Annotated in this window: 19 protein-coding genes and 1 other RNA gene; 16 read left to right on the plus strand and 4 right to left on the minus strand. The window is 66.2% G+C overall.

The annotated features are described in order from the left end of the window. Window positions 1-49: 49 nt before the first annotated feature. The 6 genes from EFAMC2_RS08685 (at window position 50) to EFAMC2_RS08710 (ending at window position 4,747) form a co-directional block, all read left to right on the plus strand. Complete coding sequence (locus EFAMC2_RS08685; RefSeq protein ID WP_154028637.1) at window positions 50-829, plus strand: phosphate signaling complex PhoU family protein; 780 nt, start codon at window positions 50-52, stop codon at window positions 827-829. 26 nt (window positions 830-855) lie between these two features. Next, window positions 856-1,626 (plus strand): YggS family pyridoxal phosphate-dependent enzyme, encoded by a 771-nt coding sequence (locus tag EFAMC2_RS08690; RefSeq protein WP_410054805.1) that lies wholly within the window; start codon window positions 856-858, stop codon window positions 1,624-1,626. A 63-nt stretch (window positions 1,627-1,689) separates the two neighbouring features. Then, window positions 1,690-2,466 (plus strand): cell division protein SepF, encoded by a 777-nt coding sequence (locus EFAMC2_RS08695; protein WP_154028639.1) that lies wholly within the window; start codon window positions 1,690-1,692, stop codon window positions 2,464-2,466. A 75-nt stretch (window positions 2,467-2,541) separates the two neighbouring features. Next, the gene (gene proC, locus EFAMC2_RS08700) at window positions 2,542-3,369 is read left to right on the plus strand and encodes a pyrroline-5-carboxylate reductase (RefSeq protein WP_154028641.1); all 828 of its coding nucleotides are present in this window, start codon (window positions 2,542-2,544) and stop codon (window positions 3,367-3,369) included. Between the two features lie 3 nt (window positions 3,370-3,372). After that, the gene (locus EFAMC2_RS08705; protein WP_154028643.1) at window positions 3,373-3,651 is read left to right on the plus strand and encodes a YggT family protein; all 279 of its coding nucleotides are present in this window, start codon (window positions 3,373-3,375) and stop codon (window positions 3,649-3,651) included. A gap of 337 nt (window positions 3,652-3,988) precedes the next feature. Beyond that, window positions 3,989-4,747: a DivIVA domain-containing protein gene (locus EFAMC2_RS08710; protein WP_154028645.1), complete on the plus strand. Its 759-nt coding sequence runs from the start codon at window positions 3,989-3,991 to the stop codon at window positions 4,745-4,747. 1,202 nt (window positions 4,748-5,949) lie between these two features. Here EFAMC2_RS08710 and EFAMC2_RS08715 read toward each other — a convergent pair. Continuing rightward, window positions 5,950-7,431, minus strand: a complete 1,482-nt coding sequence (locus EFAMC2_RS08715; RefSeq protein WP_222838577.1) for a DUF4931 domain-containing protein — start codon at window positions 7,429-7,431, stop codon at window positions 5,950-5,952. Window positions 7,432-7,546: 115 nt separating this feature from the next. Between EFAMC2_RS08715 and EFAMC2_RS08720 the strand changes: the two genes are divergently transcribed. Then, window positions 7,547-8,209 carry a copper homeostasis protein CutC gene (locus EFAMC2_RS08720; protein WP_154028647.1) on the plus strand — a complete coding sequence of 221 codons (663 nt, stop codon included), beginning with the start codon at window positions 7,547-7,549 and terminating at the stop codon, window positions 8,207-8,209. Between the two features lie 1,032 nt (window positions 8,210-9,241). Here EFAMC2_RS08720 and rnpB read toward each other — a convergent pair. Then, window positions 9,242-9,616: RNase P RNA component class A (gene rnpB / locus EFAMC2_RS08725), an RNA gene on the minus strand. A 385-nt stretch (window positions 9,617-10,001) separates the two neighbouring features. On the opposite strand from rnpB, the gene EFAMC2_RS08730 reads away from it, so the two are divergent. The 5 genes from EFAMC2_RS08730 to EFAMC2_RS08750 all read left to right on the plus strand — a co-directional run bounded on the left by EFAMC2_RS08730 (window position 10,002) and on the right by EFAMC2_RS08750 (window position 14,259). Further along, window positions 10,002-11,033: a 3-deoxy-7-phosphoheptulonate synthase gene (locus tag EFAMC2_RS08730; RefSeq protein WP_154028649.1), complete on the plus strand. Its 1,032-nt coding sequence runs from the start codon at window positions 10,002-10,004 to the stop codon at window positions 11,031-11,033. Window positions 11,034-11,217: 184 nt separating this feature from the next. Continuing rightward, entirely contained in the window at window positions 11,218-11,472 is a 255-nt protein-coding gene (locus EFAMC2_RS08735; protein ID WP_154028651.1) for an HPr family phosphocarrier protein, read from the plus strand. 59 nt (window positions 11,473-11,531) lie between these two features. Next, window positions 11,532-12,188, plus strand: coding sequence for an IMPACT family protein (locus EFAMC2_RS08740; RefSeq protein ID WP_154028741.1), 657 nt, complete (start codon window positions 11,532-11,534; stop codon window positions 12,186-12,188). Between the two features lie 317 nt (window positions 12,189-12,505). After that, window positions 12,506-13,783: an ammonium transporter gene (locus EFAMC2_RS08745; RefSeq protein ID WP_154028653.1), complete on the plus strand. Its 1,278-nt coding sequence runs from the start codon at window positions 12,506-12,508 to the stop codon at window positions 13,781-13,783. A 137-nt stretch (window positions 13,784-13,920) separates the two neighbouring features. After that, window positions 13,921-14,259 (plus strand): P-II family nitrogen regulator, encoded by a 339-nt coding sequence (locus EFAMC2_RS08750; protein WP_154028655.1) that lies wholly within the window; start codon window positions 13,921-13,923, stop codon window positions 14,257-14,259. A gap of 16 nt (window positions 14,260-14,275) precedes the next feature. Here EFAMC2_RS08750 and EFAMC2_RS08755 read toward each other — a convergent pair whose 3' ends face one another. Next, window positions 14,276-14,890, minus strand: a complete 615-nt coding sequence (locus EFAMC2_RS08755; RefSeq protein WP_187325255.1) for an HAD-IA family hydrolase — start codon at window positions 14,888-14,890, stop codon at window positions 14,276-14,278. A gap of 434 nt (window positions 14,891-15,324) precedes the next feature. Here EFAMC2_RS08755 and EFAMC2_RS08760 point away from each other — a divergent pair, with 434 nt between their 5' ends. The 4 genes from EFAMC2_RS08760 (at window position 15,325) to EFAMC2_RS08775 (ending at window position 20,794) form a co-directional block, all read left to right on the plus strand. Then, window positions 15,325-16,377, plus strand: coding sequence for an inorganic phosphate transporter (locus EFAMC2_RS08760; protein ID WP_154028659.1), 1,053 nt, complete (start codon window positions 15,325-15,327; stop codon window positions 16,375-16,377). A 137-nt stretch (window positions 16,378-16,514) separates the two neighbouring features. Further along, window positions 16,515-17,138 carry a DUF47 domain-containing protein gene (locus EFAMC2_RS08765; RefSeq protein ID WP_154028661.1) on the plus strand — a complete coding sequence of 208 codons (624 nt, stop codon included), beginning with the start codon at window positions 16,515-16,517 and terminating at the stop codon, window positions 17,136-17,138. 253 nt (window positions 17,139-17,391) lie between these two features. Then, a complete protein-coding gene (locus EFAMC2_RS08770) occupies window positions 17,392-18,855 on the plus strand; it encodes an APC family permease (protein WP_154028663.1) in 1,464 nt (487 codons plus the stop codon). A 478-nt stretch (window positions 18,856-19,333) separates the two neighbouring features. Continuing rightward, window positions 19,334-20,794, plus strand: coding sequence for a M18 family aminopeptidase (locus tag EFAMC2_RS08775; protein WP_154028665.1), 1,461 nt, complete (start codon window positions 19,334-19,336; stop codon window positions 20,792-20,794). A gap of 286 nt (window positions 20,795-21,080) precedes the next feature. Here EFAMC2_RS08775 and EFAMC2_RS08780 read toward each other — a convergent pair whose 3' ends face one another. After that, window positions 21,081-21,674, minus strand: coding sequence for a hypothetical protein (locus tag EFAMC2_RS08780; protein WP_154028667.1), 594 nt, complete (start codon window positions 21,672-21,674; stop codon window positions 21,081-21,083). Window positions 21,675-22,980: the final 1,306 nt, after the last annotated feature.

The following is a 22,980-nucleotide window of genomic DNA, read 5'->3' on the forward strand; positions in this document are numbered from 1 at the left end:
GCCACGTCAGGCATCCCACATTCCCACGCATTCCACCCAGGGAGGCACCATGCGCGACACCTTCAATCGCGAGCTCACCGAGATGCGCCAGGAGCTCGTCTCCATCTACGCCAACATCGACCTGGCGCTTCATGACGCCGTGGACGCCCTCGCCGCAGGCAACCGCGAGAAGGCCCAGGAGGTGCGCGAGCTCACCCGCGAGCTCGACCGCCGCTGCGCCGCGCTCGAGGACAAGGCGTTCTCCATGATCGTGACCCAGCAGCCGGTGGCAAGCGACCTGCGCCTCATCCAGTTCGCCATCTACGCCAACTTCAACCTGGAGCGCATGTCCAACCACGTGCGCAACATCGCCAAGACCGCGCTTCGCTGCGCGGGCCGCCAGGTTCCCGGGCAGCTGCTGGACCTGCTGGCGAGCGAGGGGCACCTCGTCTACCGCGTGCTCTCCAGCTGCGTGATGGCCATCGTGGAGGAGGACCTGCGCCTTGCCACCTCGCTGCCCACGCTCGACGAGCCGGTCGACGATCTCTACAAGCAGTTCTTTCGCACGCTCGCCACATTTGGCCCGGAGGACGACATGGACGCCGCAAGTCGTGTCATCATGGCCTCCCGCATGCTCGAGCGCATCTCGGACAACGCGGTGGAGGTGGGCGAGCGCCTCGTGGTGCTGCTCACCGGTGAGCACGTGAGCCTGGACGACCTTGCGGAGCTGGGCGATGAGGAGCTCGCGCGCCTCTACGTCACGCGTGGCGTGGGCCTCAGGCACGGCAAGCGCGTCGACGAGAAGCTTGCGCGCCAGATTCCCGAGGTTACCATCGAGGGTGACAAGTAGGCGCGCGTTCGGAAAGGATGCTGAGCATGGACACGAGCGAGGGGGAGTCTGGCACCGCTGCGGCCATGGGGGCCGGGCTTGAGCCGGATGCCGGGTACGAGGACCTCGTCCGCGAGCGCAGGGAGGCGATTCTCTCGAGGCTCGAGGAGGCATGCGCGCGCTCCGGTCGCACGACGTCTGAGGTGCTTGTGGAGGCCGTCTCCAAGACGGTGGGGCCCGAGGCCGTGGTTGCCGCCATGCGCGCCGGCTATGAGGCCTTTGGCGAGAACCGTCCCCAGGAGCTCGTGCGCAAGCTCGACGCCCTTTCCGCGGCTGGCATCGAGGCTCCGCGCTTCGACATGATCGGCAACCTCCAGACCAACAAGATCAACCAGGTGCTTGGACGGGCGCACCTCATCCATTCGATTTCCTCGTCGCACCTCGCCGAGGCCGTCTCGAAGCGCGCCGAGCGCGGGGGCCTGCGCGTGCCGGTGCTCTTGGAGTGCAACGTCTCGGGCGAGGCGTCCAAGAGCGGCTTTTCGCCGGACGAGGCGCGCGCGGCCGCCGAGGGGCTGGCGGCGCTTCCCGGCATTACGCTCGAGGGCATCATGACCATGGCGCCCGCCCACGACGCGGACGCCGCACGCCGTACGTTCAGCGGCCTGCGCGAGCTCGCGAATGACCTTCGGCGGCGCACGGGGCTCGGCCTGCCCACGCTTTCCTGCGGAATGAGTGATGATTTCACAATTGCGGTGGAGGAGGGCGCTACCCTCGTTAGGCTTGGAAGGATAGCGTTCTCTTCCGATTACGCCCTCTAGGGCGCCGGACCGCCCGGGACACGAACGCGGCGTACGGGCGCTCGAGCAGACATGGGGAACCACATGGGATTTTTCGACAGCATCAAGGACGCCGTCCAGGACCGCATCCACCCGCAGGGTGGCCGGGACGACTACTACGACGACGGCTACTACGACGACGGCTACGACGAGTACGGCTCGGATGGCTACGACGACGGCTATGGCAGCTCCCAGCCGGCGCCCGCCCACACCGAGCAGCGCTCCGGCCTGCTGGGCAATCCGTCGCGTCCCGAGGCGGACAGCGTCTCGGTCTACACGCGCTCTGGCAGACATCTGTCGAGCGAGGATCTCTCGCCCAATGCGGACCGCTATCGAGACGACTCCGGTTATCGCGACGACGGCGCTTACCGCACGGCAGACGACTCCTGGCGCGCCAGTGCAGACCGCGTGGTGGACACCGAGCCCGTCACCCACGCCGATCCCAGCGCATCCTACGTGCCGGCGATGTCCCAGCCCGGCGTCTTTGGCTCCACGGGCAACACGCCCGGCGACGTGGGGCTCACGGCCGTGCCGCGCGTGACCTCCGGCAAGCTTCCGCCCTATGTCCTGAGGCCCACGAGCTACGACGATGTGCAGATGGTCATCCGCCGCGTCCGCACCAACCAGCCGGTGGTGCTCTGCTTCAAGAACCTCAAGATCGAGACGGCCAAGCGCGTGCTGGACTTCTGCTTTGGCCTCGCCTGTGGCGTGGACGGCTCGGTCGAGGAGCTTGGCGACCGCGCGTTCGTCGTGCTGCCGCGGGGCATCACCCTCACAGATTCCGACATGGCGAAGCTTCGCCAGGAGGGCGTGTTTCGATAGGGCGTCCCATCTCTCAAGATCGTTTGCTCGCGGCGGCCTCGCACGGCCGCCGCGCTCGTTAGAAAGGATGTTTGAATGGCAACTGAAACCGCGCCCCAGGCGCTCGACGTGAGGGTTGGCGTCATCGGCGGCGGCTCCATGGGCGGAGCGATTGCCCGCGGGCTCGTGGCCTCCGACACGCTCGAGGGTGCCAACGTCATCGTTTGTGACCACGGTGCCGCCAAGCTCGCGGCCCTCGCCGAGGCTGGTGTTACAACCCGCCCCGATGCGGACGCGCTTCTTGCCGAGGACCCCTCAGTGGTGGTGCTCGCCGTGAAGCCGCAGGTGCTTGGCGCCCTGCTCGACGAGGTCTCCGCACGCCTTGCCGGCAAGCTCGTCGTCTCCATCGCGGCTGGCGTCACCCTCGAGACGCTCGAGAGCCGCCTGCCGGGTGCTCGCGTGGTTCGCGTGATGCCCAACCTGCCGGTATCTGTGCGCTCCGGCGCCTCTGCCGTCGCCGGCGGCACCGCCGCCACCACTGACGACGTCGAGCTCGTGCGTACCCTCTTCGCCGCGCTCGGCTCGGCCGAGGTCATGCGCGAGGACCAGCTGGACGCCGAGGGTGCCGTGGTGGGTTGCGGCCCGGCCTACTTCGCCCTCATGGTGGACGCCCTCACGCGCGCCGGCATCCGCGCCGGCCTTCCCGCCAAGGCCTCTCGCGAGATGGTGAACGCCACCATGCTCGGCGTGGCCGAGATGCTCAAGGAGTCCGGCGAGCACCCGCGCACCTATATGGAGCGCGTCACCTCGCCCGGCGGCACCACGGCCGCGGCCCTCTACGAGCTCGAGCCGCTCATGGTCGAAGGGGCCTATGCCGCCGTCGATGCCGCGCTCGAGCGCACGGCAGAGCTGGCGAGGGGTTAGCGGATGGTGCTCTATCAGGTGGCCCAGGTCCTCAATGGGCTCATCGACTTCTACGAGTGGTTGGTTATCGCCTGGTGTCTGCTCTCGTGGTTCCCGCTGAGGGAGGGGAGCTTCATTGCCGACGTCGCCGTTGTCGTCAACAACATCGTGGCGCCGTACATGGGGCTGCTCCGACGCTTCATCCCGCCGGTTATGGGCATCGACTTCTCGCCCATCCTCGGCGTCCTGGTCCTTCAGGTCATCCAAAGTGCCCTGCCCAGGTTGCTCCTTTCTCTGGCCTGATGATTTGGCGTGCCTCCCGGCGAGCCGGCTTGCCAACCGAGCCGGCTTGCCAACCGAGCCGGCTTGCCGTCCAATTTGACTCATTTGGCTGACAAGGTGAGCTTTGCATTGCCCGGCACCTCACCACGTAGGCCCCAGTGGGCGCTTTGACTTGTCGTTGCGTTCCTCTTTGTGCCGGTTTGTACCGGCCCGGGACGCTGCGTAAGTGGCATTCAAGGCATCAGGGCCCGCTTCCCGTGAAAGACTCATCCTCTTTTCGCGAGGGTGGGTATACTACCGACTTAGCGTATTGCGTGACCCGGGGGTGCCCGGCCACAGGAATCGAAAGGGAATCAGAATGGCAATCACACCCGCAGAGATCGACCAGCTCACCTTCTCTCCCTCCAAGCACGGCTATGACACCGACGAGGTCGACGCCTTCCTCGAGCGCCTTTCCGGCGAGGTTGACGCGATGCTCCAGAAGATCGCAGACCTCAAGGGTCGCCTGACCTCCTCCGAGCAGCAGCTCGCTGCTTCCCAGGCCCAGGTGTCCCAGCTCCAGCAGCAGCTCCAGCAGGTCTCCAGCTCCGCCCAGCAGACGCTGCCCGCGCCCGCCCCGATCGCCGAGGCGCCCGTCGTGGCCACGCCCTCCGAGAGCCAGATCTCGAAGGTCCTCATCGTTGCCCAGCAGAGCGCCGACAAGATGGTTGCCGACGCCCGCGACACCGCGGAGAAGATCCGCAACGAGGCCGATCAGAAGGCCCGCGAGGTCATCCGTCAGGCTCTCGCCGAGAAGCAGAACGAGCTCGACGAGATGGATCGCCTGAAGCAGTCTCGCGAGGAGTTCCGCGACCAGTACAAGGCGCTGCTCCAGCACTTCATGGACGACGCCGACAACGCTTTCTCCCAGCAGATGCTCACCAGTACGCCCACGGGCTCCGCTGCCGTCTCCGCCTCGCGCGCGATGCCGGCCATGCCGTCTGCCCACGTGGCTGCCCCGGCCCCTGTGACGCCGGCCCCGGCTCCCGTCGCCCCCCACGCCGACGCCGATGCAACGGTGCTGGCCCCGCAGCAGCAGGCTCCGATCTCCGGCGTTGACGTCGACGACCTGGACTAACGAGCACGGCTTCGTCGTTGGCCGAGTACCGTTGCGCTGCCCGCCATTCTGGAGATGGTTGTCGGCGTAGTCGCGAGAGGGTCGGATTGCAATTGGTGACTAGGTTTTCGGCACGGGTGCGAGAGGGCCGGACGCAGTTGGCGACTAGGTTTTCGGCAACTCGTTATTCTTGATGTGTTTCATGATGTGAAGGCGTCGTTGAGCTTGGCTCGGCGACGCCTTTTTCTGTCTTCAGAGCCCTGCTGCGGCTCCCTGCCCTGCGTTCCTTGGTATCCCGCGTCTTTCTGTCCACGTATCCGAGCGATTCTCGGCGACGCCTTTTTCTTCAGAGCCCTGGTGTGGTTCTCTCTGCCCTGCGTTGTCTTGTTATCCCGCGCCTTTCTGTCCGTGAATCCGGCGCCTTTCTGCCCGCGAATCCGGGCGATTGCGGGATGGGGCCGGCGTGGGGCGGTGCGGCGCCCCATTTCGTCCACGAATCCGGTCGGTTGCAGGATGGGGCCGGCGTGGGGCAGCACGGCACCCCATTCTGTCCACGTATCCGGCGCCTTTCTGTCCACGAATCTGTGCGATTGCGGGATAGATGTGGCGTGGGGCAGCACGGCACCCCATTCTGTCCACGAATCCGGTCGGTTGCGTAGCTGCGGCGGATACGTGCCGAACGGCGTGTGACCGATTGTGTGAGTGCCGTGGGTGCGCCTTATAAAACCGCTGGTAGAAGGTTCGATGCAAATCACCGTAACTCAATGGGCGGTGCCTAAGACCTTTCGAAGGTGCGTCGTGTGGGCCGAAGGCACGCAATCGACGCGTTCTCTGGACAAAACCGCCCCACCGTTTGCCGCTGCCGTGCAATGGACCGAGTTTGTGGACAGGCCAAGCCGTTCCAATGAGCCGTGCTTGAGGCGAGTGGATCGCTCCACAGGTTCTCTTCTGTGAACAGGGAGAGACTGCGCCGAGCTTCGCACCCGAGATCATGTAGAGACTGCGCCGAGCTTCGCACCTGAGAACAGGGAGAGACTGTGCCGGGCTTCGCTCCCGAGATCATGCAGAGGCTGTTCCGGGCTTCGCACCTGAGGGCGACGGGAAGTAATGCTGGTATCGCAATCGAGCTGGAGAATGCGGCGTCGCGTCAATTGGGGGATACTTGATGCCGACCTTAACCTTGTTCGCCGCTCACGCTGCGATGATGTACTAAGCGGGGAGCGTCACCCTTCGAGTATTGGACGCAGCTCATTGGCAACGGCCTCGAGGGTTTCATCGCAGTCAACCTGGGAGATGCGATAGCCCACAAAGTAGGGGGAGGTTACCCATCTGGGCACGATCTTGCAGATGATGCGTCCGCGCGGCTCTTCCGTGTGGGCCCTCGCGCGCTCGTTCCCCGAATCCTCGAATCTGGCGCCCTTCTGCGGCAGCGAACACACGGAGCCACCCTCGGCCCGACCATCCTCCAGATAGAAGAACAAGTTGTACGAGGTGCACCCGTGGCCGTGGTAGTTGGTCAGCAGGTAGCGGATGATCTTCTGCGTGGAGTCTGCCAGCCAGTCGGCATCCTCATTTTGGGCGAGGGTCGCGTCCACGAAGGGCCATGACCCGGCGCCATCGTCTGCAGGGTGGGCCGTGCAACTCGAATAGGCATCTTCGACTGAAGGCCGAGTGGCGTGAGTCGAGCGGGTCTCTCCGACCATCGGCCGAGCGGCGTGAGTCGAGCAGGTCTCAACGTCTATCGGTCGAGCGGTCCGAGCTGATCCGACCTGCGTCATTCCTGCTTTCTCGGCATGTTCCGGCACCGTGCCCTCGACGGCCGCGGTCTCGGGAATGCTACCAGTTGCCCCACCGCAATCAGTGACCCCGTCCTCGCGGGTGTTCCCGCGCTGCGCCGTCTCATCGCCCCCGGCCACTGGAACGGACACGTTGACCTCCACGAATCCCATTATCGGGTGCGTCGAGAGCGTCACGGAGCGACCGCCCTCGCGCACCACGCTCACGCCGTCGAAGGCGTTGCGCGGGACCCGCTCGTAGCCGTCCTTGTGGTTAAGCCCAACGATCTGGAAATGCGGGTGGAGCAGCGTTCCGCCCGAGTTGGGACCATAGTTCTTGTACATGAGCGCGCTTCGGTACGTGCCAGAGCGCAGCATGTCCGCCCAGCACGAGAGGGCAAAGCGAAATACGTGGCGGTTCTCCTCGGTCGAGTAGTTCGAGGGGTCGCCCGTGTGGTTGGCGGATTCCACGAGCACCGTCTGCATTGTGTCCTCGAGTGTGCGGTACTTGTTCACGAGCCAGATGCAGTCACCGCTGGTGCGCAGGATGTTCGTGAGGCTCTCTCGGTCGCAGAAGGGGCAATAGCCCTCTTTGTGGCGGATGTTCTCGGGCTTGTGCCGCGCGACCTTGTTGATGAAGACGAGCGGGGCGTTCTCGACGTCCCCGCGGCCCGCTTCGCCTGTGGCCGCGGTGCTCGTCAGGTCCCCGCGGCCCGCTTCGCCTGTGGCCGCGGTGCTCACTTCCACGCATCCACGCGCATCCGTGCCCTCCCGGTGGACCTTGCGGCTCGTGTCCCCGCCCGTGCCAACCTCCAGGATGGCATGGCGCGATTCGTCTTGCGTCTCGCCCCTCGCGGCAACGACCCAGGTTCTACGACGCATCTCGCCCTTGGCCTTGCCGTCTGCGCCAAATCCTGCGCGTGCGCCCATGGTCCCGACTCCTCCCGTCACCGAGACGCCCTTGCCCCTGTCAGTGCGCCTCGGTAGAGTTCCCTTTGTTCGAGTGGTTACGATACCGCTTCATGGCGGAGTCTAAGGAGTTCCCATGGCCCTTCTCAAGGAGTTTTGCGCGGAGAACATGACGCTGGTTCCAGCTGCCATCAAGGCGGGCGCCTGTCGCATCGAGCTGTGCGACAACCTCGCCGTGGGCGGCACGACTCCGTCGCGCGGGGTCATTCGCGCCGCCGTGCAGTACGCGCGGCCGCGCGGCGTGGCCGTGATGACGATGATTCGCCCGCGTGGGGGAGACTTTGCCTATACGGCCGAGGAGCTCGACATCATGCGTGACGACATCGACTGCGCCTGCGAGCTCGATACCACCGGCGTGGTCTTTGGCTGCGCGCGCGACGGTCGCCTCGACGTGGATGCCACGGAGGTGTTGGTTGCCGCTGCGCGCAAGGCGGGGGAGCGTCGAGGGGAGCACGTCTCGATCACCTTCCACATGGCGTTCGACGCCATCGAGCCTGAGGAGCAGCCCGCAGTCATTCGGCAGCTGGCGGATTGGGGAGTGGACCGCATCCTCACCCACGGCGGCGTTGCCGGCACCGCCATCGGGGACAACCTGCCGCGCCTGCGCGAACTCGTGGAGATTGCCGACGGCCGCATCACGATTCTGCCAGGGGCTGGCATTACCTGGGAGAACGCCGACCATGTGGCCGGCTCCATCGGCGTTTTCGAGGCGCACGGCACGAAGATCGTGAGGCTCTAGGGACTCGGCTGGATGCCGGGCCAAGCCGTTCAGCTCGCCGCTCCTGGCGCGAGGATGTCAGTGGGGTGTTGCGCGGGGCGGTCGCGCGGGGCTGCGCGGGACCGCGCGGGGTTGCGCGGGGCGCCGCACAGGGCGGTCGCGCGGGATTGCCCCTGGCGGCGGTTGCGCTGCATGGCCGGGGGTATGGCTCTGCACGGGGCGGTCGCGTGGGGTTGCCCCTGGCGGCGGTTGCGCGGGGCTGCGCGGGGCTGCGTGGGGCGGCTACGCGGGGCCGCGTGGGGCTGCGTGAGGTGGTCGTGCGGGGTTGCGTGGGGCGCCGCACGGGGCGGTCGCGCGGGGTTGCCCCTGGCGGCGGTTGCGCTGCATGGCCGGGGTATGGCTCGCCGGTCCCGCCGCCTGTCCACGAATCGCGGCGATTGCGTGGGTGGGGCACGGTCCGATGCCTGTTTGTCCACAAAGTCCGCCGGTTGCATGGTTTGGGGGAGCTCGGCTGCCGAAATGGGCCTCATGTTGGAAGAGCTCTTTCTGAAGACGCAAAGAAATCGCAGGTAGACGACGTGGGCCAATGCGGAGGCTGTTGCGCTCAATGAAGAGAGGGCTCCTGATTGTTGCCGCGGCTGGGCAATCAGCAGGATTACTGGACAGATTGGGGTGAGTATTTGCCTCAGGGGGCGATCAGGCCGTCACTGCCGGGCAATCGGCCGGATTATTGGACATTTTGGGGCGCGATTGGGCACTTTGGGGCGCGATGCCGCCACTGGGTTTGTTGGGAGGTTGTGAGGCCGTTTGGCTGTGCTTTCGGACGGGCCGAGCCGCTGCGAGAGCCTAGCTGGCGCGAGCTGGCCAAGCGAAGGGATGCATGGGCGGGTCGGCCCGCGCTGCCGCCGCGCGCTTAGCTGACGTGGGGTGTCGGGTTGCCGACGAGATGGGTGCGAGTTGGCCAAGCGAAGGGATGCATGAGAGGCCTGGCCCGCGCTGTCGCCGCCGAGCGCTTACCTTGCATGGGGGCGTTGGAGACTCTCGTGGGGAAAGGTGCGAGGTGGGCCTATAAGCCGGGTTCTGTCGCGGACGACCATTTATCTACTGCGGACGTCACCGCCCGCCTCTAGCGCGCAACCCGAGCGCGGTGCGGGCCACACCATGGCGCTCCTATTTGCGTTTGCTCCGGATGGGGCTTGCCAAGCCGTCGTGTTGCCACGGCGCTGGTGGTCTCTTACACCACCGTTTCAGCTTTTCCCTTTGCGTGGGCCCAAAGGCCCAGACGCCAGTTGGAGTCTTCTTTTCTGCGGCGCTTTCCGTCGGGTTACCCCGCCCGGCCGTTGGCCGGCATCCTGCCCTGTGGAGCCCGGACTTTCCTCATGGCTCGCTGCGTTGCCGCGCGAGCCCCGCGGTCGTCTGGCCCACCTCGCGGGGGAGATTGTAGCACGCCCGTGCCAGGTCTCTTGCGGAACGCGCGGGACGGGCATGTTGGGCGGAGAAGCGAGGGGGGAGCGGGCGAGGCGTGCCGCAAACCGTATGGGAGAAGCGGGGGGCGCGGGCGGGGAGTGCCGCAAACCGTGTGTGAGGCGCGAGGGCGGAGCCCACGGGCGGAGCCGAGCGGCCGGCGCGCAAGACGGAGTGCGTTGAGATGCCTCCCATCCATGCCCGGTTGCGCCATGTGGCCCCGCTCGCCCCAAGTGCCAAACGTAATGCCGCAAAACGCCACGGTACGTGCCATAATGTCGAACAATCGACTGAATGAACTGCGGGCCCATCGTCGCATCGGGGCCCGAACGAGCTAAAGGAACGCCGCATGTCCATGAACTTCAAGCGCCGGCTGCCCATCCCCAAGGAGATTCGCGAGGAGATGCCCCTCTCCGCCGAGATGGCCGCCAAGAAGCCCGCGTTCGACCAGCGCGTGGCCGACGTCCTCACTGGCGCGGACCCCTCCCGTCGCCTCCTCATCATTGGCCCCTGCTCCGCAGACCGCGAGGACTCCGTGCTGGAGTACGTCACGCGTCTCGCCAAGCTGGCCGAGCGCGTCGAGGACAAGCTCGTGGTCGTTCCGCGCGTCTACACCAACAAGCCCCGCACGCGCGGTACCGGCTACAAGGGCCTGCTGCACAACCCCGATCCCGAGGGCGCGCCCGACCTGCTGGAGGGCGTGAAGGCCATTCGCCACATGCACCTGCGCGTGGTGGAGGAGTCAGGCCTGTTCACGGCCGACGAGATGCTCTACCCGTCCAACTACCAGTACCTCGTTGACCTGCTTTCCTACATCGCGGTGGGAGCGCGCTCCGTGGAGAACCAGGAGCACCGCCTCGTGGCCTCCGGCGTTTCCTGCCCCGTGGGCATGAAGAACCCCACCGGCGGTTCCGCGGACGTTATGCTCAACTCCATCTACGCCGCCCAGGCCAAGCAGACCTTCATCTTCCGCAACTGGGAGGTCGAGACCACGGGCAACCCGCTCGCCCATGCCGTGCTTCGCGGCTACCAGGGACTCGATGGCATCAACTACCCCAACTACCACTATGAGTATCTCGAGCGCCTCGCCGCCAAGTACGATGCGGAGAAGTACGCCAACCCGGCGGCGGTCATCGACTGCAACCACGACAACTCCGGCAAGCGCCCCCTCGAGCAGCTGCGCATCTGCCACGAGGTCACGTACTCCTGCATGCAGAACGAGGCCATCGACCGCCTGGTGCGCGGCTTCATGGTCGAGTCGTACCTCGAGGACGGCAACCAGCCCGTCGACGGCGGCGTGTACGGCAAGTCCATCACGGACGCCTGCATCGGCTGGGAGAACACCGAGAAGCTCGTGCTCGACATCGCCGAACGCATCTAGCACGTCTTGAGCCCGTCGCCATCGCCTGGCGGCGGGCCGCTCGTTTGTTTGGGTCAGTCAGTGGCGGGAGCGCGCCGGTCGGGCGGGCTCGCGCCATCACGGGGACGTCGTGGCCGGCGGCAGCCGGGCAGGCTTCCCGCCGGCGGAGACGCCCTATCGGGGCAGGGAAGGACGAGGAGCATCCATGGTCGAACTCAGGCACGTCGTCAAGGACCCGCTGGGCTTTCACGTCCGCCTTGTCACGCGTATGGCCGCCGAGGCCTCGCGGTGGGAGAGCGACATGACGGTCATCCACGGTGCGCGGACTGCGCGGGCGGACGACGTCATGGGCCTGATGGGCCTGGAGGCCGGCCCTGGCGCCGAGCTGCGGGTCTGCATCGCTGGGCCCGACGAGGCCGACGCGGCCGAGTTCGTCGAGCACATGCTGCGGGGGATGTAGTGCCCCGCCATCAGCGGGTGAACTCCACGGTCCCTGCGACGGGGGAGGGCACAGCGAGCGTGGTCTCTGCCGCCGCGCAGGCTAGCTCCTACCTCACCCTGTGCGCGGGCAAGGAGGCGACGGCGGAGTTCGTCGACCGAAAGAGCCGGTTCATCGCCCAGCTCGTTCACGTGGAGAGCGAGGAGGAGGCGGCCGAGTTCATCGCCCGGGTACGGGCACGTCACTACGACGCGCGTCACAACGTGCCCGCCTGGATACTCTCGGATGGCCGGGAGCGCGCGAGCGACGATGGCGAGCCCCAGCGCACGAGCGGCATGCCCACGCTCGACGTGCTGCGCGGAGCGGGCCTCGCGGACGTGTGCTGCGTGGTGACGCGCTACTTTGGCGGCACCCTCCTTGGCCCCGGTGGGCTCGTGCGTGCCTACTCCACCGCCACGCAGCGCGCGGTCGAGGAGGCGCGCGAGCAGGGCCTCGTCGCCGAGATGACCCTCGTGACACCGGTTGATGTGCGGCTGCCCTATGCCCTGCACGACCGCGTGCGTGACCTTGCCGACCGTTCTGGCGCCCATGTGTGCGGCACGGACTATGCGGCCGACGTCACCCTCTACCTGGTCTTTCGCGCTGGCGAGGAGGAGCCTTTCGCGGCTGCCCTGCGTGAGCTCGCGAACGGCGAGGACCTCTGCTGTATAGGCGCCCCTACCTTCTCCGAGTTCTAGCCCGTGCTTTTGTCCACCTGAGCGAGGCTTCGGGCACATATTCACTCGATTTAGTTCGTGAGGTTTCGGTTGGACTCGGGGGCGATGCCCCGCCGGACGGCCGTCGGGCCGCCCTGGCGGGGCGGCGCGCGGCCATTCTGGGTATGGAGGGCGAGAGCCGACGTTGCGCCCGCGTTTCCCGGCCGTTTCCCTCGTGCTGCCTGGCGGTTTCCCATGTTGCGAAGCAGCATCAAGAACGTAAACAACTCCCTGGCGGTTACTACCAGTGCGTGCCGGCATGGCACCATCGGGTCATCAACTTGACCAGGGAGGTTTCCATGTACGACTCCGGCTCCACAGCCTTCATGCTCGTCTGTACCATGCTCGTACTGTTCATGACACCTGGCCTTGCCTTCTTCTACGGCGGCCTGTCCAGGCGCAAGAACGTGATCAACACGATGCTCATGTGCTTCGTGGCCATTGGCGTCGTGGGCATCGTCTGGGTCGTGGCCGGCTGGTCGTTTGCCTACGGTGGCGACGGCAGTCTCTCGTGGTTTGGTGGGTTCGACCAGCTTGGCCTCTCCGGGCTCGTCTCGCGCATGCTGGGCGAGGCGGTCAGCGTGCCCGACGGCACCGCCTATCCCACCATCATCAACGTGGGCTTTCAGATGGCCTTCGCCATGATTACTGCGGCAATCATCACCGGCTCCGTGGCCGGCCGCATGCGCTTCGATGCCATCGTGACCTTCCTCGCCATCTGGGTGCTCGTGGTCTATGCGCCGCTCGCCCATATGGTGTGGGGTGGCGAGGGCTCGCTCATTGGCGACCTTATCGGTGCGCTCGACTTCGCCGGTGGCGACGTGGTGCACATCAGCTCCGGCGTCACGGGCCTCATCCTGTGCCTGTTCCTCGGCGGCCGCCGCGGCTTTGGCCTCAAGAGCTACCGTCCGCACAACGTGCCGTTCGTTGCGCTGGGCGCAGGCCTGCTCTGGCTCGGCTGGTTTGGCTTCAACGGCGGCTCCGAGTTTGCCGCCGACGGCGTGGCCGCCCTCGCGATCCTCAACACCGTGGTGGCGAGTGCCGCCGGTCTCGTGTCCTGGCTTGCGGTGGAGCGCATCGCCAACGGCAAGCCCTCGCTCGTGGGCGCCTGCACGGGCCTCGTGGCGGGGCTCGTCGTGGTGACGCCGGGCGCCGGCTTCTTCGAGCCCTGGGCCGCCGTTGTGTGCGGCCTCATCGTGTCGCCCGTCTGCTACGTGGCCATCTCGCACCTCAAAGCTAAGCTTGGCTACGATGACGCCCTGGACGCCTTTGGCTGCCACGGCGTGGGAGGCCTGCTCGGCGGCGTGCTCACGGGCATCTTCTGCGTGCCCGAGCTCTCGTGGACGGGCGAGGGCGGCCTCATCTACACCGGCGACTTCTCGCTGCTGGGTAGCCAGGTCCTCGGCATCCTCGTGACGCTTGTCATTGTGGTTGCGCTCGACCTCGTCATCGTGGCCGTGGTGCGCCTCGCCTTTGGCGGCAGCCTGCGCGTGAGCGACCGCGACGAGGCGCTTGGCCTCGACGTCTCCGTCCACGGCGAGAGCGCCTACCCCGCCTACACCGGCCTCGACGCCTAGCCCCCGCCACTTGCCATTGGGGACAGGCCCTTTTGCAAGTATCTTGAAAGCCTGTCGAGGCGCTGAGCTTCGCATCCGGTTTGCGCTGGAGGCCGATGCCCATGCGCGCCAGCCCGTCATCTCCGAGAGGAACCCATATGAAGAAGGTAACCGCAGTCATCAGGCCCGAGAAGCTCGAGGAGCTCAAGGACGCCCTCAACGCCGAGGGCCTTGCCGGCATGACCGTCTACGAGGTGCTCGGCTGCGGCAGCCAGCACGGCTGGAAGGAGTACTACCGCGGCACCCAGGTGATGCTCAACATGATCCCAAAGGTGAAGGTGGAGCTCGTGGTGCGCGACTCCCAGGTCGAGAACATCATCAATGTGATCTGCGGCGTGGCGCGAACGGGCGAGGTGGGCGACGGCAAAATCTTCGTATATCCGGTGGAGGAGTGCGTTCGCATTCGTACGGGCGAGCGTGCCGACCGCGCCGTCTAGCAAGCTGTCGCGCCGTCTAGTGCGCCTCGGCGATGGCGGCCTCGAGCTCGTCGACGTTGCCCGTGAAGTGGAACGACCTCATCCCGGCCACCTCGGCGCCCACGCAGTTGTCGAGGCTGTCGTCCACGAACAGGCACTGCGACGGCACGAGGTCGTAGCGCTCGCACAGCGCGCGGAAGATGGCGGGGTCGGGCTTCATGATGCGCTCGAACGCCGACGCCACCCAACCGTCCACCACGCTCATGGCCGGCATGTGCCCCAGCTGCTCGCCGATGCGCGTCGAGGCATTGGAGAGCACGTAGATGCCATAGCCCTGCTTCTTGAGACGGCACGCCAGCGCGTTGGTGGCGGCGATGGGCTCGGAGAGCTCGGGCCACCCGGCGATGCAGGCACGGAGGTTAGGCAGCAGGCGCTCGGGGACGTGGGCCTCCGCCACGCGGGCAATGGTCTCGTGGTCGATGGTGCCGGAGTCGAGAAGCGCCCACTCCGTGCGCCCAAAGAGCGCCCCGTAGATGAGCTCCGCGTCCTCGGGCGTGTCGGCGTAGGCCTCCGCGAAGGCGTGACCGTCGAAGGTCATAAGCACGTTTCCCATGTCGAACACGATGTCGGTGACTGCCCGCTGCTCTGTCATGGCTCCTCCTTGCCGCTGTTGTGGCAAGTGTAGCGCCCGCCCGGCCCGGGTGCCCTGGTCCCGCTTGTGGCAAGTGCGGCGCCTGCCCTGCGCGAATGCTCTGGCGCGCCCGCCCCACGCGAACACCTCGGGCATTCGGCGCTGATGGCTGCCCATCGCCGGGACACCCGGTCCCGCGCGGGCGCCCCGGAGCGCTCCGGTCCCGCACGGGCATCCCGGTCCCGCACGGGCGCCCCGGCATTCGGCGCTTGCCACCATCGCCTTTCCCGGGCGGTCGTGTCCTGATTCATCCCTTTTTGTAATCCCAAGGTAATGAGACGGTAAGTTCCGTGTAAAAATAAGGTTTCGGTTTGCAGGATGCCGGGCTCACGCGATGCGCCGGCGCGCAGCCCTGCCCCGCGGGCACCCTGCGCATGCGAGAAAAGGCCGAACCCTTGGACGTCTCCTTTGGCACCTTCGTCAGCCAAGTGCTGTCGACCCCGCCCCTGGCGCTCACGACGCTGCTCACGCTCGGCGTCATCTTCGTGAACGGCTGGACGGACGCCCCCAACGCAATCGCCACCTGCGTCACCACGCGCTGCATGCGCGTGCGGCCCGCCATCATCATGAGCGCGTGCCTCAACTTCATGGGCGTGCTCATCATGACGCACCTCAATGCGAGCGTGGCCTCCACGATATCGAACATGGTCGACTTCGGCGGCAACACGGACGCCGCCATGGTCGCCCTGTGCGCCGCGCTCTTCTCGATCGTGGTCTACAGCGTGGCCGCCTCGGTCTTTGGCATCCCCACCTCGGAGAGCCACAGCCTTATCGCCGGCCTCACGGGCGCGGCCATCGCCATCCAGGGAGGCCTTGCCGGCGTCAACGGCGACGAGTGGATCAAGGTCATCTACGGCCTGGTCATGAGCCTGCTCTTTGGCTTTGGCATGGGCTGGATCGTATGCAAGGCCGTGACCATCGTCTGCGCCGGGCTCGACCGCAGGCGCGCGGACGGCTTCTTCCGCTATGCGCAGATTTTTGGCGCCGGCGCCATGAGCTTCATGCACGGCGCGCAGGACGGCCAGAAGTTCATCGGTGTCCTGTTCCTGGGCATGGCCTTCTGCAACGGCCAGTCCAGCGTGGCCGGCGTGGTGATCCCGGTGTGGCTGATGCTTCTGTGCAGCGCCACCATGGGCATCGGCACGAGCGTGGGCGGCGAGCCCATCATCAAGAGCGTGGGCATGGACATGGTGAAGCTCGAGAAGTACCAGGGCTTCTCCGCGGACCTCGCGAGCTCGCTGTGCCTGCTGCTCATGACGGCCCTGGGCATCCCGGTCTCCACCACGCACACCAAGACGAGCTCCATCATGGGCGTGGGCGCCGTGCGCAGGCTCTCCGCCATCAACTTTGGCGTGGTGAAGGACATGATGCTCACGTGGGTCTTCACCTTCCCGGGCTGTGGCCTCATCAGCTTCTTCATGGCCAAGCTCTTCATGTTCCTGTTCTGACGCCAGCCGGCGGGCGCGCGTCTTCGTCGTCTGCCGCTATCACGGCTGTTGCCAAGACGGCCACCCGTCACCCCGTCATCACGGCTGTTGCCAAGACGGCCGCCCGTCACCCCGCCACCCCGAGCGAAAGGCTTCCCATGGCACGCAAGAACGACGACTTCTACTTCGAGAACTTCTCCGCCTGCGCCGATGGGGCGTGCCGCGCCGCGCGGCTGCTCTCCGACGTCATGAACGACTACGACGCCGACGCGCTGCCTGCGCGCATCGACGAAATGCACGAGATCGAGCAGATGGGCGACGAGCTGCGCCATGAGATGATGGACGCCCTTGTCACGGCCTTCATCACGCCGATCGAGCGCGAGGACCTGGCGATGCTCTCCGCGAGCCTCGATGACGTGGTGGACTGCATCGAGGGCGTGCTGCATCGCCTGTACTACAACAACGTGCGCGAGCTGACGCCCGGTGCGCTCGAGCTCGTGTCGATGCTCGTGCGCTGCGCTGACGAGGTGCGGCTGCTCGTGGACGAGCTGCCCAACTTCAAGAAGTCCAAGGAGCTGCGCGAGCACGTCATCAAGATCAACACGGTGGAGGAGATGGCCGACGAGGTGTTCGTGCGCGTCATGCGCGAGCTCCACACCACCGAGCACGATGCCCTGCGACTCATCAGTACGCGCGAGACCTATCAGTACCTCGAGTACTGCGTGGACGCCTGCGAGCGCGTGGGCGACCTCGTGGACAGCATCGTGATGAAGAACAGCTAGCGCGCGAGGGTGTGGCTCGGGCGTGTGTGGTGTCCGCTCGCCGTCCCGGCGGGGCTCGCCCGCGTGCGGTGTCCACCAGCCGTCCTGGCGTAGCTCGCCTGCGTGCGGCATCCACCCGCCGTCCCGGCGCGGCTCGCCCCTCGCAACCTCAAACGCATAATTTGCGTTGCCTTTCGCATACTTGTATAGTAGTCGAAACGTGTTTGCAATCGATATGCAAACTACGCCCGACCTTTACAACGGAAGGAAGATGATGGCAAACTCGAGAAGCGAGAGCGCCAAGAAGCAGATTCCCTGGACTAGCCTCGCCTTTATGTGCTTCTCCACGCTTTGGGGATTCGGCAACGTTGCCAACGGCTACATGTATTTTAACGGCACCCAGGTCATATTCTCGTGGCTCTGGATGTTCGCTCTGTACTTCATCCCGTATGCCCTCATGGTGGGCGAGCTGGGAAGCGCCTTCAAGAACAGCGGCGGCGGCGTGACCTCTTGGGTGCGCAGCACCACGGGCGCCAAGGTGGCCTACTACGCCGGCTGGACCTACTGGGCCTGCCACGTCACCTACATCGCCTCCAAGGGCTCCGGCGGCCTCAAGGCCCTCTCCTGGATGATCTTCCAGAACGCCGAGACGTACGACACCTTCCCCACGATGTGGGTGCAGCTTGCCACGCTCGGCATCTTCCTGTTCTTCTGCTGGGTGGCCAGCCGCGGCATGAACCCGCTCAAGAAGCTCGCCACCCTCGCTGGCTCCAGCATGTTCGTCATGAGCATCCTGTTCATCCTCATGATGTTCGCTGCCCCCGCCGTGAACCCCAACGGCGGCTACGTGAACCTTGACCTGTCGCTGGACAAGATGATTCCCACCTTTGACGTGAGCTACTTCACGAACCTCTCCATTCTCGTGTTCGCCGTCGGTGGTATCGAGAAGATCAGCCCCTACATCAACAAGATGAGGGGCAACCCGGCGCGCGAGTTTCCCAAGAGCGTCGTCTTCGCGGCTGTCATGGTCGTGGTGTGCGCCATCTTTGGCACCATCGCCATGGGCATGATGTTCGACCCGGCGCAGGTCTTCGCCAGCGCCGAGAGCCAGACCTCCTACATCGCCAACGGCGCCTACTGGGCCTTCGAACGCCTGGGGCAGTACTACGGCGTGGGCAACGCCCTCATGATCGTCTACGCGCTCTGCAACATGATCGGCCAGTTCTCTACCCTCGTCATCAGCATCGACGCCCCGCTGCGCATGCTGCTGGACGACGAGAGCTCCCGCCAGTTCGTGCCCAGGCAGCTGCTGGTGAAGAACAGGTTTGGTGCATACAGGAACGGCATCATCATGGTCGCGGTGCTCTCTGGCTCCATCATCCTGGCGCAGACCTTCGTGCCTGGCGCCGCCAGCGTCCTGGCGCAGCTCAACAAGCTCAACTCCGTGTGCATGCCGCTGCGCTACGTGTGGGTGTTCTTCGCCTACCTGATGCTGCGCCGCCACAACGAGCGCTTCCCGCGCGAATACCGCTTCGTGAAGAGCCAGGGCGCGGCCAAGTTCTTTGGCGTTCTCTGCTTTGCGCTCACGCTCTTCTGCTGCATCACTGGCATGTACTCGCCCGACCCGTTCACCATGGTGCTGAACGTGGTGACCCCTGTGGTGCTGACGGCCCTGGGCGTGATCTTGCCCACCATCCGCAAGCGCCAGGACAGAGCCGAGCTGCCCGTCGCGGAGTAGGGGGCAACGGGCGGCTGTTGGCATGGCCCTCGTGCAGGCGTACGGGCGACCTGCGGTCCTCTGTCTGCCCCGGGCCCACGCCGGCGCCAGCTTCTCGGCCGGCTGCGACAAACTGGGAGCCTCGTCGCAATTACGGGAGAGCGAGGCTCCCAAACCATAGGGGCGATGCTCTTTACCCCGTTTGAGGGGAGCCCGCGCCTCTGCTCGGGCGGCCACCGCGCCCCGACGCGTTGCCCTCGTGGCGGACGTTCGAGCCGAGGCGTGGTTCCGCGGCGCGGGGTCATGGCTGACGTCCCCGCGGGAGCTCAAGACCCAGTCCGAACAAGCGGCGGGCGTCCTGGAACCCGCTCAGCGCGAGCGATGACCGGCGGATGCCCCGGCCCGTAACCCAGCGTTGGGCGTTCGAGTAGAATGCCCGCAAACAAACTTCCTCGAGCCGTCGGCAACGCCCGGCGGCTCGAGCTATGAAAGGAGAGACATGGCAGTTGGCGAGAAGGGCGTGGCCTGCGCTCAAAGCGAGGTCCGAGGCGAGCGCGAGGCTCGCGGCAAGGGCGAGGCCCGGCCCGAGAGTGAGGCCTGCACCGAGTGCGGAACCCGCGCCAAGGGTGAGGCTCGCGCCGAGGAGCTCATCGAGTTCATCGAATCGTGTCCGAGCATGTTCCACACGGCGGCGACCATCTCCGGGCGCCTGGACGCGGCCGGCTTCACCTACCTGTCCGAGGGTGCCGCATGGGAGCTCGCCCGCGGCGGCAGGTACTACACGGTGCGCAACAACTCGAGTGTCATCGCGTGGCAGGTGGGCGCGGACGTGCCCGAGGCGGGCGAGGGCGGCCTTGCCACCCACTTCCAGCTCTGCGCCTCGCACTCAGACTCTCCCACGTTCAAGCTCAAGAGCGTGCCCGAGCTCGAGGGGCCGGGCAGCTACCTGCGTCTGGACACCGAGGCCTACGGCGGCATGATCGACTACACCTGGTTCGACCGTCCGCTTGGCATCGCCGGCCGCGTGCTGGTGCGCGAGGGCACCCGCGTCGAGAGCCGCCTCGTGGCGCCTGACCGCGACCTCGCGATCATCCCGAGCGTGCCCATCCACATGCAGCGCGACGTCAACGACGGCTTTGCCCCCAACCGCGCGCGTGACCTCTGCCCGCTCGTCTCCATCGGTGCGCTCGGCAAGGGCTCGCTCGACGAGCTGCTGGCTGCCGAGCTGGGCGTTGAGCCCGAGCAGATCCTCGCGCGCGACCTGTTCCTCGTGAACCGCCAGCCGGGACGCGTGTGGGGTGCGGCCCAGGAGTTCGTCTCTGTGCCCAAGTTGGACGACCTCGCGTGCGCGTTCACCTCGCTCGAGGCGTTCCTCGGCTCCGAGAACGCGGCGGACGTCTCCGTCTACGCGTGCTTCGACAACGAGGAAGTGGGCAGCAACACCAAGCAGGGCGCCATGTCCACCTTCCTGCGTGACACGCTCGCCCGCGTGGTGGCCGGCCTTGGCGGCTCGGAGGAGGACTACCACCGCGCGCTCGCGTGCTCGATGCTCGTGAGCTGCGACAACGCGCACGGCACGCATCCCAACCGCCCAGACCTGCACGATAGCGCCAACGCGCCCGTGCTGGGTGGCGGCCTGGTGGTGAAGGAGGCCGCGAACCAGAAGTACTGCACGGACGCCTTCAGCCGCGCGGCGCTGCTGGCCGTGTGCGCGGACGCCGGCGTGCCCACGCAGACCTTCGCGAACCGCTCCGACATGGCGGGCGGCTCCACCCTGGGCAACCTCTCCAACATCCAGGCGAGCATGCATGCCGTTGACGTGGGCCTGCCGCAGCTGGCGATGCACTCCAGCTACGAGACGGGCGCCGTGGCCGACGTGGAGCTCGCGATTCGCGCGCTCACGGCGTTCTACAACGCGAACCTTGCGATTGACGGGGCCGACGCGGTGACGATTCGCTAGCCCCAAGCCCCAAGCCCCTAGCCCCGGGCCCCTAGCCCCGGGCCCCTAGCCCCTAGCCCCGGGCCCCGGCCCCCCAAGGCCGAGCCCTAAGGCCCGGGACCTCGGGCCTCGGGGCTCGGGCCGCTTCGCCCTCTCACCTCCGCCGAGAGTAGTCATTACGCACGTTTTCGCGGCTTGAAACGGTTCCAAATATGCGTAATGACTACTCTCGATGAGCGGCCTCGGGTCTGGAGCGGCCTCGGGCCTGGAGCGGCCTCGGGCCTGGAGCGGCGTCCTTCGCCAGGCGCTAGTTCTCCGCCACGAAGTCTCGCACGAAGGCGCGCAGTAACGTGAGCGGATGGTCCGGGAAGTCCGCGTCGTACTGTGGGAGCTCGGAGTGGTTCATGACGCTGCCGAGCGGGAACGACGCATCGAACGGGTCGCTGAACCAGACGTCGGGGCGCTTCTGGAGCTTGCTGAGCACGAGGGAGTCACGGTAGGAGGACACGCCCTCGGTGTCGAAGCCGCCGCGTACGCCCACGACGCCACGGTCGGTCTTGAGGTGCAGCTTGAGGCCGTAGCGCATGCAACCGTGGTCGAGGTTGGTGCGCACGATGCTGTAGGCAAAGGGCAGACCGGCCGCGGTGGTGCCGGTGTCGGCGTTGATGAGGCCCTGGTCGTCATCGATGTGGCCGTGAATCTCGGAGACGATGGCGGTGACGTCATCGAAGGGCAGGGCGTCTGCGGGGGAGACGGGCGCGAGCTCGAGGTGACAGATGGCACCTGGCGTCGTGCGCAGGAAGGTCGCCGTGCCCGGGGTGTCATATGGCGCGGGCGGCACGAGGTCGTAGGCCTCGGGCACGCTCAGGGTGACGTTGTCTATGGTTGTCTGGGTGCTCATGCGAGCTCCTCCTCCGTGTAGTTCGCGCGGCTGCCGTGAGGGCGTGCGGCTGCGCTGCTGCTTGCAATGGCGCGTGATTCAGCTGCTGCTCGCGGCGGCGCGCGTCTCGCGTGGTCGATTGCGCTGGCGTTCAATTCCGTCGCTGCCTGTGGCGACGCGGGTCTTGCGCGGCCGCAGGTGGTGGGGCGCATCTCGTGCGATGGTGATTGGCGCCATGCGATAGGCTCGGTCGCTTGAGGTGACTCAGGTCTCGTGCCGTCGCTTGCGGTGGCGCGCGTTTGCTTGCGAGTGCGAGCCCTGAGTGGTCGCCTGGGGTAGCGCACGTCTCGCGGGGTTGCTTTCGACAAACCGCAAGTGGCCGCCGTTGGTCCCTTATTCCCAACGATGTGCGACATTACCACGGAACCGCGCGAGCGGCTTAGCTCGCGCTGGGCCGAGCGCCCGGATCGGCTCGCGCTGGCCCGGGGGCACGGTTCGGGTTGCGCCGGTCTGGCACCCGAATCTGCCCGCGCTTGGCCGAGCGTTCGAATCGGCTCGCGCTGGCCGAGAGCACGGTTCGGGTTGCGCCGGACCGTGCGGCCAGATTGGCCCGAGTTGGGAGGCGCGGTTGAATTGACCCGCGCCGGTCTGTGCAGTCAAATCGGCTCGTGTCTATCCAATCGAGCCGGAGGCCCTGGTTGTCCTGCGGGTTGGGTCTGCGTGCGGGGCGCGCGTGAAGCCAGCTGCTACGGATGCTGGCGGCCGAACTCGACCAATCCTGCTCGCAATCCCTCTCTGTCCACGAATGCCGTCGATTGCGTCGCCGAGATTTGGGGCCGGGGCGACAATCTGAATGAGCAAGGCTGGCGTGCTCACGAATCGAGCCGATTGCGGAGTCGAGGTCTGGTGGCGAGCCGATTTGTCCAGGAATCGCGCCGGTTGCGTGGCGGAGGCTACCGTTTCGGGCCTTCTTGTCCGCTTCCGCGCTATCCCCATATTCAATCTACTGAGGAAGCGCAGGTAGACGGGTTGCCGCATTCTCAGCGTCCATCACTTTGCTTGGGCTTCGGGTGAATTCGCCCCCAATGATATGCCGCAGCTATGCAATCGACGCGATTCGTGGACAAACTACTCTCCAGCCCGCCCCTTCCACGCAATGGGCCCAATTCGTGGACAGAGATGGGCCGCCAAGTTATCAGGCGTCCGAGTTGGGCGGTATGGACGAGGTTGCGGGCGATATGTTGGCTGGGCCGGTCAAACCCACACCGGAGAGGTGACGACTGAATTGCGAGAGGGGCGACCGAGTGGCTGGTGGGGGGCAGCCGTG

This window comes from Olsenella uli, from assembly GCF_901212655.1.
Lineage (GTDB): Bacteria > Actinomycetota > Coriobacteriia > Coriobacteriales > Atopobiaceae > Parolsenella > Parolsenella uli_A.